16 protein-coding genes and 1 pseudogene are annotated in these 14,521 nt (G+C 64.5%); 5 read left to right on the top strand and 12 right to left on the bottom strand.

What is annotated here, in order from left to right; translation table 11 throughout:
- The first annotated feature begins 64 nt into the window (after positions 1–64).
- Both XH83_RS13790 and XH83_RS13785 read left to right on the top strand, forming a co-directional pair.
- Entirely contained in the window at positions 65–1,306 is a 1,242-nt protein-coding gene (locus XH83_RS13790; protein WP_194407515.1) for an amidohydrolase family protein, read from the top strand.
- Positions 1,307–1,511: 205 nt separating this feature from the next.
- Positions 1,512–1,859, top strand: a complete 348-nt coding sequence (locus XH83_RS13785; RefSeq protein ID WP_194407514.1) for a hypothetical protein — start codon at positions 1,512–1,514, stop codon at positions 1,857–1,859.
- Here the strand turns inward: XH83_RS13785 and XH83_RS13780 are convergent.
- The 8 genes from XH83_RS13780 to XH83_RS13745 all read right to left on the bottom strand — a co-directional run bounded on the left by XH83_RS13780 (position 1,849) and on the right by XH83_RS13745 (position 9,035).
- Positions 1,849–2,766, bottom strand: coding sequence for a DUF1932 domain-containing protein (locus XH83_RS13780; protein WP_194408256.1), 918 nt, complete (start codon positions 2,764–2,766; stop codon positions 1,849–1,851). The genes XH83_RS13785 and XH83_RS13780 overlap by 11 nt on opposite strands.
- Positions 2,763–3,632, bottom strand: a complete 870-nt coding sequence (locus tag XH83_RS13775; RefSeq protein WP_194407513.1) for a hypothetical protein — start codon at positions 3,630–3,632, stop codon at positions 2,763–2,765. The genes XH83_RS13780 and XH83_RS13775 overlap by 4 nt, the downstream gene beginning before the upstream one ends.
- A gap of 19 nt (positions 3,633–3,651) precedes the next feature.
- Positions 3,652–4,335, bottom strand: a complete 684-nt coding sequence (locus XH83_RS13770) for a 4-carboxy-4-hydroxy-2-oxoadipate aldolase/oxaloacetate decarboxylase (protein ID WP_194407512.1) — start codon at positions 4,333–4,335, stop codon at positions 3,652–3,654.
- The gene (locus tag XH83_RS13765; RefSeq protein ID WP_194407511.1) at positions 4,332–5,045 is read right to left on the bottom strand and encodes a PIG-L deacetylase family protein; all 714 of its coding nucleotides are present in this window, start codon (positions 5,043–5,045) and stop codon (positions 4,332–4,334) included. The genes XH83_RS13770 and XH83_RS13765 overlap by 4 nt, the downstream gene beginning before the upstream one ends.
- A gap of 67 nt (positions 5,046–5,112) precedes the next feature.
- Positions 5,113–6,414: a C4-dicarboxylate transporter DctA gene (gene dctA, locus XH83_RS13760; RefSeq protein WP_194407510.1), complete on the bottom strand. Its 1,302-nt coding sequence runs from the start codon at positions 6,412–6,414 to the stop codon at positions 5,113–5,115.
- Positions 6,411–7,295 (bottom strand): amidohydrolase, encoded by an 885-nt coding sequence (locus tag XH83_RS13755; protein ID WP_194407509.1) that lies wholly within the window; start codon positions 7,293–7,295, stop codon positions 6,411–6,413. Before XH83_RS13755 ends, dctA begins: the two co-directional genes overlap by 4 nt.
- The gene (locus XH83_RS13750; protein WP_194407508.1) at positions 7,295–8,254 is read right to left on the bottom strand and encodes an amidohydrolase; all 960 of its coding nucleotides are present in this window, start codon (positions 8,252–8,254) and stop codon (positions 7,295–7,297) included. The genes XH83_RS13755 and XH83_RS13750 overlap by 1 nt, the downstream gene beginning before the upstream one ends.
- A gap of 70 nt (positions 8,255–8,324) precedes the next feature.
- Positions 8,325–9,035: a TetR/AcrR family transcriptional regulator gene (locus XH83_RS13745; RefSeq protein ID WP_194407507.1), complete on the bottom strand. Its 711-nt coding sequence runs from the start codon at positions 9,033–9,035 to the stop codon at positions 8,325–8,327.
- Positions 9,036–9,129: 94 nt separating this feature from the next.
- Here XH83_RS13745 and XH83_RS13740 point away from each other — a divergent pair, with 94 nt between their 5' ends.
- Positions 9,130–10,107 carry a tripartite tricarboxylate transporter substrate binding protein gene (locus tag XH83_RS13740; RefSeq protein ID WP_194407506.1) on the top strand — a complete coding sequence of 326 codons (978 nt, stop codon included), beginning with the start codon at positions 9,130–9,132 and terminating at the stop codon, positions 10,105–10,107.
- Between the two features lie 137 nt (positions 10,108–10,244).
- A pseudogene (locus tag XH83_RS13735) lies at positions 10,245–11,167 on the top strand (PepSY domain-containing protein).
- 12 nt (positions 11,168–11,179) lie between these two features.
- Here the strand turns inward: XH83_RS13735 and XH83_RS13730 are convergent.
- Positions 11,180–12,319, bottom strand: a complete 1,140-nt coding sequence (locus tag XH83_RS13730) for a mechanosensitive ion channel family protein (protein WP_194407505.1) — start codon at positions 12,317–12,319, stop codon at positions 11,180–11,182.
- 127 nt (positions 12,320–12,446) lie between these two features.
- Between XH83_RS13730 and XH83_RS13725 the strand changes: the two genes are divergently transcribed.
- Positions 12,447–13,697 carry a DUF763 domain-containing protein gene (locus tag XH83_RS13725; RefSeq protein ID WP_194407504.1) on the top strand — a complete coding sequence of 417 codons (1,251 nt, stop codon included), beginning with the start codon at positions 12,447–12,449 and terminating at the stop codon, positions 13,695–13,697.
- Positions 13,698–13,732: 35 nt separating this feature from the next.
- Here the strand turns inward: XH83_RS13725 and XH83_RS13720 are convergent, their stop codons facing one another.
- The 3 genes from XH83_RS13720 to XH83_RS13710 form a co-directional block, all read right to left on the bottom strand.
- Positions 13,733–13,975: a hypothetical protein gene (locus XH83_RS13720; RefSeq protein WP_194407503.1), complete on the bottom strand. Its 243-nt coding sequence runs from the start codon at positions 13,973–13,975 to the stop codon at positions 13,733–13,735.
- Between the two features lie 66 nt (positions 13,976–14,041).
- Complete coding sequence (locus XH83_RS13715) at positions 14,042–14,242, bottom strand: hypothetical protein (protein WP_194407502.1); 201 nt, start codon at positions 14,240–14,242, stop codon at positions 14,042–14,044.
- Between the two features lie 15 nt (positions 14,243–14,257).
- Positions 14,258–14,443 carry a hypothetical protein gene (locus tag XH83_RS13710; RefSeq protein ID WP_194407501.1) on the bottom strand — a complete coding sequence of 62 codons (186 nt, stop codon included), beginning with the start codon at positions 14,441–14,443 and terminating at the stop codon, positions 14,258–14,260.
- Between the last annotated feature and the right edge of the window lie 78 nt (positions 14,444–14,521).

The raw sequence follows: 14,521 nt of genomic DNA, 5'->3' as shown, positions 1-14,521 counted from the left end.
CACTGCCGACAATCTGGAGCCGCCGATCCCGGCTGATTGCTCTAAACTCCGTCCGCAAGAGCCCATGATCATCAAGCCTGCCTTCGACCTGATCTTCCGTAACGCACTGCTGCGATCATCCGCCGCGCCCGTCGACATCGGCGTGAAGGACGGCCGGATCGCCGCGATCGAGCCACGGCTGGCCTGCGAAGCAGTCGAGGTCGATCTCGGCGGGCATCTCGCCCTGCCCGGCTTCGTCGATACCCATATCCACCTCGACAAGGCCTGCCTGCTCGACCGCTGCGGGCATGATCACGGCAGCCTCGGTGATGCCATCCGGGCAGTGTCGGCGATGAAACGCGACTTCACCGTCGAGGACGTCTACGCCCGCGGTGCCAAGGTGCTGGAGCGCGCGATCGTGCACGGCACGACGCGCATGCGCACGCATGTGGAGATCGATCCACGGATCGGCCTGCGCAGCTTCGAGGCTGTGAAGGCGCTGAAGCGCGATTACGCCTGGGCGATCGACCTGTCGCTCTGCGTCTTCCCGCAGGAAGGCCTGACCAACGACCCCGGCGCTGAGGACCTGCTGATCCAGGCGTTGCGCGACGGCAGCGAGGTGATCGGCGGCTGTCCTTATACCGACACCGATCCGAACGCGCATCTGGAGCGCATCTTCGATCTCGCGCAGGAATTCGACGTCGACGTCGACCTTCACCTGGATTTCGACCTCGATCCCTCCTGGTGCCACCTCGACGAAGTCTGCCGGCAGACCGAGCGGCGCAATTATCTCGGGCGGGTCACGATCGGCCACGCGACAAAACTCTCGGCCCTACCGCCGGAGCGGATGAAGGCTGCGACCGCGCAACTGGCAAGAGCCGGCGTCGCCGTCACCGTGCTGCCCGCGACCGATCTCTATCTGATGGGGCGCGAGGCCACCCACAACGCGCCGCGCGGGCTGACCCTCGCCCACAAGCTCGCGGGCGATGGCGTCGTGTGCTCGGTCGCGACCAACAATGTGCTCAATCCCTTCACGCCGTTCGGCGACGCCTCGCTGCTGCGGATGGCGAACTTCTACGCCAATGTCGCGCACGCCTCGGTGAACGATTTCGACACTTGCCTCGATCTCGTGACCGAACAGCCGGCACGGCTGATGAACCTCGACGACTACGGCATCAGGACCGGAAATCCCGCCGATCTCATCGTGCTCGATACCAGGGATAGCCGCTTTGCCGTGGCCGAACTGCCTGATGTCCTGATGGGCTTCAAGCGCGGCCGACAGACATTTGAGCGGCAGCGGCCTGCCCTGTTCCGCCCCGGGCGCTGAACCCGTTTCCGGTCGAACTCGTAGCGGTAAAATGGTCGGGAACGCAGCCGATTGTCCAATCCTGCGCTCTGATTTCACGACCGATCTTGTCCAAAATGTGAGTCCGGTAGAATCCCGGACCGTAGCCCTGCGCATTGCACAAGAGCTGCCCGGATCATACGAAAGGGCGCTCTGAACCACGTCGGTTCAGTGGGGAAGTCTGTACATGTTCAGCGCATTCAGTAGCATCGATTATCGCTCCATTCGGGCCAACACGCCTGCCGAAACGGCCGTCAAGCGACTGAATGGAATCGGCGAAGTTCTATCTGACCTCGATATCTCGGCGATCCACACGCAGGACGACATGACCCGCGCACTCTGGACGCTCGATACCGCCGACAAGTGCATCCGCATGATCCTCGCCGAGTTCCGCACGGCGCCCGCCAAGGAGCAGGTCGCGCGCAAGGCCAAGAGCCTGGTCGATCTGATCGAGCTCGCTCGCGACGAAATCTCGAACTATCGCGACGACGGCAGGGTCTTGAGCCGAACGCACGGGTTCGGCGTCAGCGCTTGATTCTTGCAAGTATCCGGTCTGCCTCGGTCCGCCAATCCGCGCTGCGGGCGAACTCCTCGGTTCCCCTGGCCCCGAACAGCCCTTCATCGGCGAGATCGGCCACCCACGCCTGCCGCTCAGCCGTGCCCTGCGCGGACCATGGTGTCAGGCCCGCCTCGCGCACGGTCTCGGCGACCTCCCGCACCTCCTCGGCACGGCGGCGGCCGTGCTCGATCACGCGCTGAAAGAAATAGGCGCCCTGCTTCTCCCAATTGATGGCGGGAAACGTCTCCGCGAGCGAGGCCAGCACGGCATCCTCGACGCCATAGGCGCGCGCGGTGGTGAAGCTTTCAATGACCATGGCCTCGAGGCCCTTGATCATGATGCTGCGGCACATCTTCACGGCTGAGGACACGCCGAGCTTGTCGCTGGCGACCTTCGCCGCAAAACCGATCGCATTCAGCAGCGGCTCCAGCTCCTTCGCGCCGGGCCCGCCGAGCAGCAGCGGCACCTTGATGCGATAAGGCGGCACCGAGGTCATCACCGCGCCCTCGACATAGCGACCACCCCCGCCATCGATCAGGTCCGCCGCGCGCTGCTTGGCACCGGGAGAGGCTGAATTGAAATCGAGGAACCAGGTGCCCTGGTTGAGCGCGGCGGCGCAGGCCTTTGCCACCGGCACAGCCTGACTGGCGGTGACGGCGGAGATGATGAAGTCGCATTTCGCCGTCAGTTCGGCGTGCGAAGTCGCGAGCGTCACGCCGAATTTCGTCGCATGCTCTTTCAGCGGTGCACCCTGCTCGCCTCCGAGCTTGATGTCGTAGGCGGAGACCTTGATGTCCTGCTGGCGCAGATCCTCGGCCAGGATCCGGCCGACCTCGCCATATCCGACCAGCCCGATCTGCCAGCGCTTCGGATCCGCCATCAGTTCAATCCTCCTGTCGTCGCGTCGAACAGCTCCTCGACCGCATAACGGCGCGGGATCAGCGCCTGCTGGAAGGCGTAGTCGACGATCAGCTCGAGCGGCTTCCTGTTGGCCGCGATCCCGAATGGAAGGAGATCGGGTGCTGCCGCAGGCCTCATCTGCTCCTTGTTGCGCTTGAGCAGATCATAGACATTAGCGACCACATCGGGGCGCGATTTCGCGAGCTGCTCGGTCACGACGACGAGATGATTGACCGGCACGACGCCGCGCCGGGCGTACCATCTGGCGGCTTCCGCGGCCGGATCAGGGAAGAGAGACTTGAGCTTGGGGTTATCAGAGGTTTCGCCGAGCACGGCATCGAGCTCGCCATCGAGCAGCATCTGCAGGATCTTCTTGTCCTTCGGGGCGCGCTCGGTGGTGTCGACATATTCGGCGACATGCGGATCCTCGAAGGTTACCCAATTGATCCTGTCGAGGTTGACGCCATAGTCGTTGGCGAGGATGCCCCTGATCCAGGCGCCGGTCGTGGTCGTGAACGAGCGGATGCCGACGCGCTTGCCTTCGAGGTCGGATGGGCCGAACGGTCCCCGTGCGGGATTGTAGAGCGCATAGGAGTGCTGGAAGCGGCCGAGCATGGTCGCCGGCAGCAGCACCAGCGGCTTGCCATGCGCCTTCGCCATCAGATAGGTGACGATCGCCATCTCGCAGACATCAAACGCCTGCTCGCGCACCATCGGCTTGAATGCCGTGTTGGTCGGCGCGTAGTCGATGAAGTCGAGATCGAAGAGGCCGGAGCGGAGCTCGCCGCTCTTGACCGCCTGGACATGGGGGTGACTGCCGAGCACGGCCTTCAGCTTGAGACGATCCATCCGCCCGCTCCGCTAACCTTCAGACATCCTCGGGATTGTCGACATAGACGAGACCCGCCTTCGCCAGCGCCTCGCGCATGTTGTACATGTCGAGGCCGAGCTCGCCGGAGCCGAGCCGCTTGCGCTTGCCGCCCTCGTCCGCGTTACGCTTCTTCGCCTTCTCGGCGACCTCGGCGGCATAGCGATTCGGCACCACGACGACGCCATCGTCATCGGCGACGACGATGTCGCCGGGATCGACGTTGACGCCGGCGCAGACAACGGGGACGTTGACCGAGCCGAGCGTGGCCTTGACCGTGCCCTTGGCCGAGATCGCGCGCGACCACACCGGAAACTTCATCTCTTGCAGCGCTTTGACGTCACGGCAGCCGGCATCGATGATCAAGCCTTGCACGCCGCGCGCCTGCAGCGAGGTCGCCAGCAGCTCGCCGAACATGCCGTCGGTATTGTCGGTGGTGCAGCCGACGACGAGGATGTCGCCCTTCCTGCACTGCTCGACCGCGACATGGATCATCCAATTGTCGCCAGGCTGCGCCAGCACGGTGACGGCGGGACCGGCAATCGCAGCGCCCGGCCAGACGGGCCGCAAATAGGGCTTCATCAGACCGATGCGGCCATAGGCCTCGTGCACGGTCGAGACGCCGTATTCGGCCATGCCGGCGGGATCGGCACGCTTGATGTTGCGAACGACGATCGGCTTCATGCAAGCTCCTCCGCAACCGTCGGGAACAGGCGCTGATAGGCCTCACCATAAGTCATGGGCACGCCGGTGTTGCGGCTGCCCTGGATGCCGCGGTTGAGCGCGACGCGCTCGTAATAGCCCCAGAGGTGCTTTTGCGCGGCGAGGATCTGGAACGCTTCGTATTTCTCCTTCCAGACCTCGTCGATCTTGAGGATCGTGTCCGGCTTGTAGTTGCATTGCTCCGGCTGGTGCGGCTCGAACAGAAACACCGGCGGCGCGGAGTATTTGTATTGCGCGCCGGGCTTGTGGCCCATCGCCTGCGCGACTACACGCGTCTCCTGCGCGAAATGCGCCGCATTGGGATGATCGAAATTATAGGGATCTTCCAGCGCGTGCGTCAGCACGAAGCTGGGGTTGAGCTCGCGGTAGATGTCGACCATGCGGTCGAAATGCGCTTCCGTGAGCTTCAGCGGATAGTCGCCGCAGTCGAAGAACTCGATCTCGGCGCCCAAAAGCCTGGCCGCCCGCTCCGCCTCGTCCTTGCGGCCGGCCTTGACCGATTCCAGCGTCGCGCCCTTCTCCTTCCAGGCGAACTGGCTCTCGCCGCGTTCGCCGAAGGACATGCAGACGATCTTCATGCGATAGCCCTTCTTCGCATGCAGCGCGATGGCGCCGCCGGCGCGCCAGACGAAATCGCCGGGATGGGCGGTGACCACGAGACCTGTCTTCATGGGACGAACTCCCCTATTTCATTCGTAAGCATCATAGGCTCCCTGCTTCATGCGGGGAGCAAGTTCCTCAAGCTGCGACGGCCGCCTGTTCCTCACCGTCGAGCACGCGCCTCAGGCGCTCGACATCGAGCGCGCCCTCCCATTTGGCAATCGCGATGGTCGCAACCGCGTTCCCGATCAGATTGGTCGGGGTCAGCCCTTGCGACATCAGGCGATGGATGCCGAGCACCAGCGCGACGCTGGTGACGGGAATCGTGCCGGTGGCCGACAGGGTCGCCGCCAGCACGACGAAGGCCGCCCCGGCGATTCCCGCCGCACCCTTGGAGGTCACCAGCAGGATCAGCAGCAACTCGATCTGCTCGGCGAGCCCGAATGGCGTGTTGGTCGCCTGCGCCAGGAACACCGAGGCCGCGGCGAGGTAAAGACACGTGCCGTCGAGATTGAAGGAATAGCCGGTCGGGATCACCAGCCCGACCACGCTCTTCTCGCAGCCGGCTTTCTCCAGCTTGATCAGCATCCGCGGCAACACCGTCTCGGACGAGGTCGTGGCGACGCAGATCAGCAGTTCCTCCCAGATATAGCGGATCAGCTTGAGCAGCGAAAAGCCACAGAGCCGCGCGACGGGGCCGAGCGCCACGACGATGAACACCAGGCACGTCAGATAGAAGCCGCCCAGGAGCTTTCCGAGCGAGGCGAGCGAGCCGACGCCGAACTTGCCGACCGTGAAGGCAATGGCGCCGAACGCACCGATCGGCGCGGCCCACATCACGAAGCCGACCACCGCGAACACCATCTTGGCGGCGACGTCGATCAGATGAACCAGCGGCGCGCCGCGCTCGCCGAGCTGCACCAGAGCAAAGCCGCACAGCACCGAAATGAACAGAACCTGCAGAATGTTGCCCTCGGCGAAGGCGCCGATGAAGGTTGCAGGCACGATGTTCATCAGGAACGGCACGAAGCCGATCGCACCGGTCTGCTTGACGTAAGGCTCGATCGCGCTGGCATTGATGCTGGCAGGATCGATGTTCATGCCGGCACCGGGCTTGAGCAGATTGACCGCAATGAGGCCGATGATCAGCGCAATCGTGGTCATGATCTCGAAATAGACGATCGCCTTGACCGCGACGCGCCCGACGCGCGCCATGTCGGCCATATGGGCGATGCCGTGCACGACGGTGCAGAAGATGATCGGCGCGATCAGCATCCGGATCGCCTTGATGAAGGCATCGCCCAGCGGCTGCATCTTGGCGCCAGCCTCGGGGCTGACGATCCCAAGCGCGATGCCGGCCGCCATGGCGATGAGCACCTGGATCCAGAGCTCCTTCCACCAGGCGCGGCCGCGCGGCTTGTCGATCGAGAGCGCCGTCATCGGTCGAACTCGAACAGGCGCGCAGGATTGTCGACGAGAATCTTCTGCTGAAGCTCCGGCTCCGGTGCGAACAGCGGAATGAGATCGACGAGGTCGCCGTCATTCGGCATCGCCTTGACGTTGGGGTGCGGCCAGTCCGTGCCCCAGATAATGCGGTCCGGCGCGGTCTCGACGATTTTTCGCGCAAAAGGCACCGCGTCGGTGAATGGCGGACCGGCCGACGACACCCGTTCCGAGCCGCAGATCTTGACCCAGCATTTCTCGTCGCGCCGCATCAGCTCGATCAGGATCTTGAACGGAAGCTGGTCGAGCCCTTCGGAGGCCTTCACCCGGCCCATGTGGTCGATGGTGTAACTCAGCGGCAGCTTTGTCAGCATGTCGGCATAGTCAGGCAGGTCGATCGCATCGAAATGCAGGTCGATGTGCCAGCCGAGCGGGGTGACCATCGCGACGATGCGGTCGAACGCGCGCTTGTCGGGAACACCGCCGAGATGCCGGACGAAATTGAACCGGCAGCCGCGGAAGCCGCCCTCGTGCAGCACGCGAAGCCCGCTTTCGGTGATGGTGTCGTCGATATTGGCGACCGCGCGGTAGGCGCCGTTGCTCTGCGCGATGGCATCGAGCGCGACCGTGTTGTCGGTGCCGTGCACGCTGGCGTTGACGATGACCGCGCGCTCGACACCAAGCTTGGCGTGCAATGCCCTGAAATCCTCGAGCGGCGCATCCGGCGGTGTGTAGGAACGGTCGGGCGCGTAGGGGTATTTCGCGCCGGGTCCGAAGATGTGACAATGCGCGTCGCAAGACAGCTTCGGCAGCTTGAACTTCGGCGTGCGCGTGTTCGGATCGGGCGGCGGAATGGTCGGCGTGTACATCATGTTCATCAGCAGAATTTGAACAGGCGCGCGGGATTGTCGACCAGCAGCTTGTGCTGGATCTTTGCGTCGGGCGCGTAGAGCGGGATCAGGTCGACGAGCTCGCCGTCATTCGGCATGACCTTGACGTTGGGATGCGGCCAATCCGTGCCCCAGAGCACACGGTCGGGCGCATTGTCGATCAGCGCCTTCGCGAACGGCACGGCGTCGTGGAACGGCTTGCCGGCGCTCGAGGCCCGTTCAAGGCCGGTGATCTTCACCCAGCACTTCTCGTCCTTCTTCTGAAGGTCGAGCAGCGCCGTGAAGCCGGGATCGTCGAGCCCCTTCGCGGCCTGCACCGTGCCCATGTGGTCGATCACGTAGGGCGTCGGCAGCGCGGTCAGGATCGGCGCAAATTCCGCGATCGTGCCCGGCTCGAAATAGACGTCGATATGCCAGCCGAGCTCGGCGACACGGTGCACGATGCGCTGGAACTTGTTCATGTCGCCGACGCCGCCGAGGCGCTTGAGGAAAGCGAAGCGGCAACCGCAGATGCCGGCCTTGTCGAGCGCCGCCAGCTCCTTCTCGCTCATCTCGTCATTGACGTTGGCGATGCCCTTATAGGCGCCCTCGCTCTGGGCGATGGCATCGGTGACGACGCGATTGTCGGTGCCGTGCACGGTCGCATTCACGATGACGCAGCGCTCGACGCCGATTGTCTCATGCACGCTGCGGAACGCTTCCAGCGGCGCATCGGCCGTGTTGTAGGGGCGCTTCTCCGCGAAGGGATAACGGGACGCCGGGCCGAAGATGTGGGTGTGGCTATCGCAGGATTTCGCCGGCAGCTTGAATGACGGAATCTTGGGATGCGGATCCGGTGGCGTGATCGTCGGCATGACTTTCGGCTCCACGCCTTGCGCGCGCGCTTCGTTCGCGAGCGCGGCGCCTGCCAAGCCGGTCAAAAGATGCAAGCACTCCCGCCTGTTCATGTCTCCAACACCCCGTCACATCGTCCGCTTGCGAGCGGAAGCGCTACGCGCCTCCCCTCGGTGGCTTCTTTCAGGTCTTGCTGCTGACGACCGGCCGGCGCCGTGCCGGCGCGGCCTGATCGAGCGGCGGCGCCTGGAACGAGGCAACCGTCGCCTGCACCAGTTGCTCGATGGCCCCTGCGGGATCGCCGCCATCGGCCTCGCCGCGCGACAGGCGCGAAACGCGGTCCGGCGTCACCAGTGAATAATAGAGCGCGCCGAGCAGGAAGTGGCTGCGCCAGACGATGTCGGTGCGCGGGATGTGCGGCAGGCTCTCGTGGATCGCATCGATGAAGGCGTGGCTGGTGTCGTCGAATGTCTGCGCGATGATCTTTCGCGCGACCTCGTTGCCTTCCGCAGACATCACAGCGCGCAGCCGCGTGAAGCGCGCCCCGCCGCCGGCGAGATCGCTGCCCGAGGTGAAGGCCGGCACCACATAGGCGCGCACGATCGCTTCCAGCCGGTCCTGGAGATCGCGCACACGCCTCGCCGCCGCGAGCAACTCGGAACGGCGCAGGTTCATCGGCCCGCAATGGCGCCGATAGATCTCCAGCAGCAGGCCGTCCTTGGTCTTGAAATGATAGGTCACGCTGCCGGGATTGGCTCCGGCGGCCTGGGCGATGTCGCGCACCGAGACGGCATTGAAGCCGTTGGTGGCGAAGAGCTCCTCGGCCGCGGCGAGGATTGCCTCGCGCATATTCGGCTTCCGGGCCGTTTCCTTGCTGGTGGGCTTGCGTACCATGTGATTTGTACTATCGTACAAAAGATCAGGTCTCGTCAACAAAAACCACGGGCAGCGTGCGATCGTGCGCGAATGCCCTTAGGAGTGCTGGGAAATGCTGGGTTTGAACAAGAAGATCGGCCGTCTGATGCTCGGTGCCGGTTTGCTGCTCGCGAGCAGCGCCGCGCAGGCAGACAATTATCCGAGCAAGCCGGTCCACATCCTGGTGCCTTACGCGGCCGGCGGCGCGGTCGACGTGCTCGCGCGCACGCTCGCCCAGGCGCTGGCCAAGACCTGGGGCCAGCAGCCGGTGGTCGACAATCGGCCCGGCGCCGGCGGCATCGTCGCCTCGCAGGCGCTGACGCAGGCCGCGCCCGACGGCTACACGCTGATCCTGGTGGCGAGCGGCCATCCGCTCAACCAGTTCATCTATCCGAGCGTGCCTTACGACACCTTCAAGGACTTTACGGCCATCACGGAAGTCGCCTCCTCGCCGCTCGCGATCGTCGTGGCCAAGGACAGTCCCTACAAGACGCTCGGCGATCTGCTCGCTGCGGCGAAGAAAGAGCCGGACAAGCTCTCCTACGGCATGTCCGGCAACGGCACTTCGGCTCATCTCGCCGGCGAGCTGCTCAAGCACATGTCCGGCACCAAGATCGTCGCGATTCCCTACAAGGGCGGCGCGCCGGCGCTCACGGCCGTGATCGCCGGCGAGATCCCGCTCAGCATCAACCCGCTCGCCGAAGCGATCGGCCAGCTCGAAGGCGGCCCGGTGCGGGCGCTCGCCGTGACCTCGGCCGAACACTCCAAGGCGCTGCCCAACGTGCCGACCGTCGCGGAATCCGGCATCCCCGGCTATGACGTCTCGGTCTGGTGGGGCGTTCTCGGTCCGGCCAAGATGCCGCCCGAGATCGTCGCGAAGCTCGAGACCGATCTCAAGGCTGCGCTGCAGGATGCAAACGTCCTGTCGACGCTCGGCAAGATCGGCGCGACTCCGGTCGGCTCCTCCGCCAAGGAGTTCGACGCCTATATGCACGCCGAGGCGACCAAATGGGAGCCGGTGCTGAAGGCTGCCAACATCCGCGCGCAGTGAGGCTGCGCGCGACTGAAATATGCATCAGCGAACTTTAATTCCGTTGCTGCAAATCAACGCAACAACATGGACAAAGCGTCATTTGTGTTTTGCACGGCTCTGCGCGAGCACGGTCCTGAGAACACCGAGGACGACGAATGAGCAAACCATTATTGTTGCGACTGCATCGCTGGATCATCTGGTCTTTGCTCTTCCCCTGTTCGCGATCATCGTCACCGGCCTCATCCTGTCCATCGAGCCGCTCGTGCAAACGAGTGGCATTGGCGGTCCCGCGATCGACGCCGGCCGTGTCGTCGAGCTGGTGAAGCGGTATGACCCCGACGGCAAGGCGCGCGGACTCTCGATCAATGCAGCCAGCCGGCGGATGACCCTGCAGGGCACGAGCGTGCCCGCAATCGATCTTGCAACCGGCGAAGCCGCCGCGGCGGGTTCAACCCTGTCGAATGTCTTCCTCTGGGCGCGGTTCACGCATGAACGTCTCATGGGGCAGGCCTGGCTGGTGACGGCATCCACGCTGGCGATGGTGATCATCCTGCTGCTCGGTATCGTCATGGGACTGCCGCGGCTGCGCAACACGCTCTCGGGATGGCACAAGGCAACCGCCTGGTTCACGCTGCCGCTGATCCTGCTCAGCCCGCTGACCGGCCTTTGCATGGCGTTCGGTCTGACTTTTCAGACTTCACCTGCGCCCGCCGCGGCTGGCCGCCCGCTCGCCCTGCCAGATGCGATACGCATGGTCGCAGGCTCGCACGAGCTGTCGCACGTGATCTCGATCCGCATCCGCGGGGGCAGCATGATGGCGAGACTGTATGATGGCGGAGAGCTGCGCGCCTACGCCGTCACATCGTCTGAGGTCACACCGCTGCCGCGCAACTGGCCGCGCCTGATCCATGAAGGAAACTGGTCGGCCCTGATCGCCTCGCCGCTCAATGTCGTGACGTCAATCGCGCTGTTGACGCTGCTGTCGACCGGCCTCCTGATCTGGGCGCGACGGACATTGCGCAAGCGGCGACCGCGCGCGCAGGGGCCGGCCGACGCGGCCGTGGTCGGCGCCGGCTGATCGGGCGGAGGGTCAATTGCGCGCGCTCGCCCGCATTCTCTGCGGTGCGACGCGCTGGAGGAGATCGCCATCGTCGTTGGCCGACGGGATCAGGATCGCGCGATCGCGCGGCAGCGCCTCCGGCATCTCGTCGCGGATGAATGCGATCAACTTCTCCCGCATCTCGCAGCGCAGGTCCCAGGATTGCGGCGCGTTCCGCGCGCTGACCAGCGCCCGCAGCTCGATGGTGCGCGAGTCCGCGTCGATCACCTGGAGATTGACCACCGCCCCGTCCCAGAGCTTGGACTGCTTCACCGCATCCTCCAGCCAGCGCCGGATGCGCGGAACGTCGGCGCGATAATCGACATGGAGCGCGATCACGCCGATCAGGGACGCGGTGTCGCGGGTCCAGTTCTGGAACGGTTTTTCGATGAAATGAGACAGCGGCACCACCATGCGGCGCCAGTCCCACAGCCGGATCACGACATAGGTCGAGGCGATGTCCTCGACCCAGCCCCACTCGTTCTCGATGATCACCGCATCCTCGATGCGGATCGGCTGGGTGATCGCGATCTGCAAGCCGGCGATCAGATTGCTCAAGAGCGGCCGCGCGGCAAGACCGACGATGATACCGGCGGCACCGGCCGATGCGAACAGGCTGACGCCGTATTGCCTTACGGAGTCAAACGTCATCAGCGCGGTGGACACAGTGATGACGACGATGATGGTGTCGGTGACGCGCTTGAACACGCGGACCTGCGTGACGTGCTTGCGCGCGACGAAATTCTCAGTGACATCGCGAAAATTCTGCAGGTAGCGCGCCGCGCTCATATCGACGACCCTGATCGAGATCCAGCCGATCAGGGCGATGACGGCGACGACGAACAGCCGCATCAAGGGCGTACGGATGTTGTCGTCGAGCGGCGCAAGCGGCAGAACCAATGCAACGGCGGCCAGGCATAGCGCCAGCTGGGCCGGACCGGACGTGCGTTCGATGAACACGCCGAGAAGCGGAAGGCGGGTGCCAAAGGCGCGGTTCAGCAGCCATGTGGCGATCCGGTACAACGACAGCGCAAGGAGCATCGCTCCCACAACGAGACCGAGGCCGATGAACCACGACGGTATCCAGCCGAACATCCTGTCGATGTCGGCCATGAGAGCCTGCCAATTCATTGCTGTCCCCGTCCTTGTATTCGCGTAGCCGGCTCAACGCATCGCGGCCGGCTTCGCTCCCCCGCCCTGTGCAACGCAGCATTCCCCAGGTGCAAGCGTTGCCGAACTGGGCTAATTTGCGGCACCCATGACTCGACGTAGCGGCAGCGCCGATCTTCCCTTGCACACCGGACGGGTTCCACCCTGGCTGGCGAGCCGCATGGCTTCGCTCGGGTCGATCGTCACGCAGGCCATCGTGCATCATTACGGTCGTGATGCATTTCTGCAGCGGTTGTCCCATCCGTTCTGGTTCCAGTCGTTCGGCGCCGTGATGGGAATGGACTGGCACTCCTCGGGGATCACGACCTCGGTGATCGGCGCGTTGAAGCGCGGGCTGGGGCCGCTTCAGGACGAGCTCGGGATTTATGTCTGCGGCGGCCGCGGCCAGCATTCGCGCAAGACACCGGACGAGCTGATGCAGCTCGGCGAGCGCGTCGGATTCGATGGCGCGAAGCTGACCCGCGCCAGCCGCCTGGTGGCGAAGGTCGACAGCGCGGCCGTGCAGGACGGCTTCGACCTCTATCTCCACGGCTTCTTCGTCACCGCCGACGGCAAATGGACCGTGGTGCAGCAGGGCATGAACGGCGACAAGCGCCAGGCTCGCCGCTATCACTGGCATTCCGAGGCGCTCAAGAGCTTCGTCGATACGCCGCATAGCGCGATCGACGGGCCGCAACAGGGCGAGATCGTCAATCTCACCGACCATCGCGCCGACGTCTCGCGTAGCGCGCAGCTCGATCTCTTGGGGGATCTCGGCCCCGATCGCATCGTCTCCGAATTCGAACGGCTGGCCGGGACCGCGCCCGAGCCGGCGCAGGCCATGCTGCCGCATCTGATCATGCCCGCGCATCACGATGTCAGGCCCAAGGACGTGTTCGCGCGCCGCCTGCACGGCACGCTCGCCGCAGCAGCCGAGCGCGGCCCGGTCGACTTCCCGGAATTGCTGCTGACGCCCGGCGTCGGCGCGCGCACCGTTCGCTCACTCGCGATGGTCGCGGAGGTCGTGCACGGCGCGCCCTATCGCTTCAAGGACCCCGCGCGCTTCTCGCTCGCCCATGGCGGCAAGGACCGGCATCCCTATCCCGTCCCGATCAAGGTCTATGACGAGACCATTCGCGTGTTGAAGGACGCGATCCAGAACGCCAAGCTCGGACGCGACGAGGAAATGCAGGCGATGAAACGGCTCGACGATCAGGCACGGCGCCTGGAGCGGTCCGCGCACGGACCATCCGTTGAGGCCTACATCGCCGGCGAGCGCGCGGCTTCGCCCGATCTCGACGGCCGCTCCGTGTTCGGCTGGGAGCGCGATCTCGCGCCGACAAAAAAGCGGACCGGCTGAACATCGGTCCGCGAGTTGGTCGGGGAGGAACGCTCTCAGGTCTCGTCAGCCTCCGGCTTCCCGTCGAGCCGGTTGGCTGAATGATCCTGATATTGTTCGGTCTGGATCGTCTTGCCGTCCATGCCGCGGATGTCCGAATGCTGCTTCTTGTCGCGGTTGGACAGGACCATGTTGTCGCCGATCATCTCCTTGGGGATTTCGGTCATGCCGCCGGTGCCGTCGCCCTTGCCATGCATGCCGGATCTGAAATGCGTCTTGCTGCCGTGCCCAGATGGCATCGGTCTCTCCTCTTGCCGTGATCCTCGTTAAGGCTTCCGTTGCGGGCCTCGCATCGGATTCACTCTTTATCTGCCGCCGCCCTTGCCCGCCTCGTCGTGCGCGTGATGCGAGTCCTGCTCGCCTCCGCCACCCGAGACGCGGCTATGGCTGCGCTGCGCATTGTCAGCCGGCGGCTTCTTGACCTCCAGCGGCGCCTTCGCGTTCTCGTGCGAAGCACCGGGGCCACCCTGGCGAATGCTGCTTGGTGTCTTGGTGGATGTCGACATGGAATGTCGCCTTCCTCAGCGATCTTGCTGATATCCCTGATTGGTCGTGTTCTGCTTGATGTTGCCCTGCTGTCCCTGCTGGTCCGGATTTTCCGCGCGCTGTTGGCCGCGCGGCGTCTGATCAGCGGACATTTGTTTGCTGTCGCCGGTTCCCTTGCGGCTCTGATTTTCCGGCGGAATAGGTGGCATCTTGCTGGTCATGATTTGACCTCCGGGAGATGTGGAAACCTCGGATGCGGAGCCTGTTCCATGGCGTGCCCGCAGTCCCGATGACAACAG

The sequence above is a fragment of the Bradyrhizobium sp. CCBAU 53351 genome (assembly GCF_015291745.1).
Lineage (GTDB): Bacteria > Pseudomonadota > Alphaproteobacteria > Rhizobiales > Xanthobacteraceae > Bradyrhizobium.
Note: the sequence above shows the minus strand (reverse complement) of the source record. Positions and strands in the feature narration are given on the sequence as shown.

What these genes read in the sequence shown, in the direction of transcription:
- dctA (WP_194407510.1), bottom strand. Translation starts at nt 6,414, where the DNA reads ATGACGGCGCTCTCGATCGACAAGCCGCGCGGCCGCGCCTGGTGGAAG.
- XH83_RS13720 (WP_194407503.1), bottom strand. Translation starts at nt 13,975, where the DNA reads ATGCCATCTGGGCACGGCAGCAAGACGCATTTCAGATCCGGCATGCAT.
- XH83_RS13740 (WP_194407506.1), top strand. Translation starts at nt 9,130, where the DNA reads ATGCTGGGTTTGAACAAGAAGATCGGCCGTCTGATGCTCGGTGCCGGT.
- XH83_RS13765 (WP_194407511.1), bottom strand. Translation starts at nt 5,045, where the DNA reads ATGAAGACAGGTCTCGTGGTCACCGCCCATCCCGGCGATTTCGTCTGG.
- XH83_RS13785 (WP_194407514.1), top strand. Translation starts at nt 1,512, where the DNA reads ATGTTCAGCGCATTCAGTAGCATCGATTATCGCTCCATTCGGGCCAAC.
- XH83_RS13730 (WP_194407505.1), bottom strand. Translation starts at nt 12,319, where the DNA reads ATGAATTGGCAGGCTCTCATGGCCGACATCGACAGGATGTTCGGCTGG.
- XH83_RS13715 (WP_194407502.1), bottom strand. Translation starts at nt 14,242, where the DNA reads ATGTCGACATCCACCAAGACACCAAGCAGCATTCGCCAGGGTGGCCCC.
- XH83_RS13750 (WP_194407508.1), bottom strand. Translation starts at nt 8,254, where the DNA reads ATGAACAGGCGGGAGTGCTTGCATCTTTTGACCGGCTTGGCAGGCGCC.
- XH83_RS13745 (WP_194407507.1), bottom strand. Translation starts at nt 9,035, where the DNA reads ATGGTACGCAAGCCCACCAGCAAGGAAACGGCCCGGAAGCCGAATATG.
- XH83_RS13710 (WP_194407501.1), bottom strand. Translation starts at nt 14,443, where the DNA reads ATGACCAGCAAGATGCCACCTATTCCGCCGGAAAATCAGAGCCGCAAG.
- XH83_RS13770 (WP_194407512.1), bottom strand. Translation starts at nt 4,335, where the DNA reads ATGAAGCCGATCGTCGTTCGCAACATCAAGCGTGCCGATCCCGCCGGC.
- XH83_RS13790 (WP_194407515.1), top strand. Translation starts at nt 65, where the DNA reads ATGATCATCAAGCCTGCCTTCGACCTGATCTTCCGTAACGCACTGCTG.
- XH83_RS13775 (WP_194407513.1), bottom strand. Translation starts at nt 3,632, where the DNA reads ATGGATCGTCTCAAGCTGAAGGCCGTGCTCGGCAGTCACCCCCATGTC.
- XH83_RS13755 (WP_194407509.1), bottom strand. Translation starts at nt 7,295, where the DNA reads ATGAACATGATGTACACGCCGACCATTCCGCCGCCCGATCCGAACACG.
- XH83_RS13725 (WP_194407504.1), top strand. Translation starts at nt 12,447, where the DNA reads ATGACTCGACGTAGCGGCAGCGCCGATCTTCCCTTGCACACCGGACGG.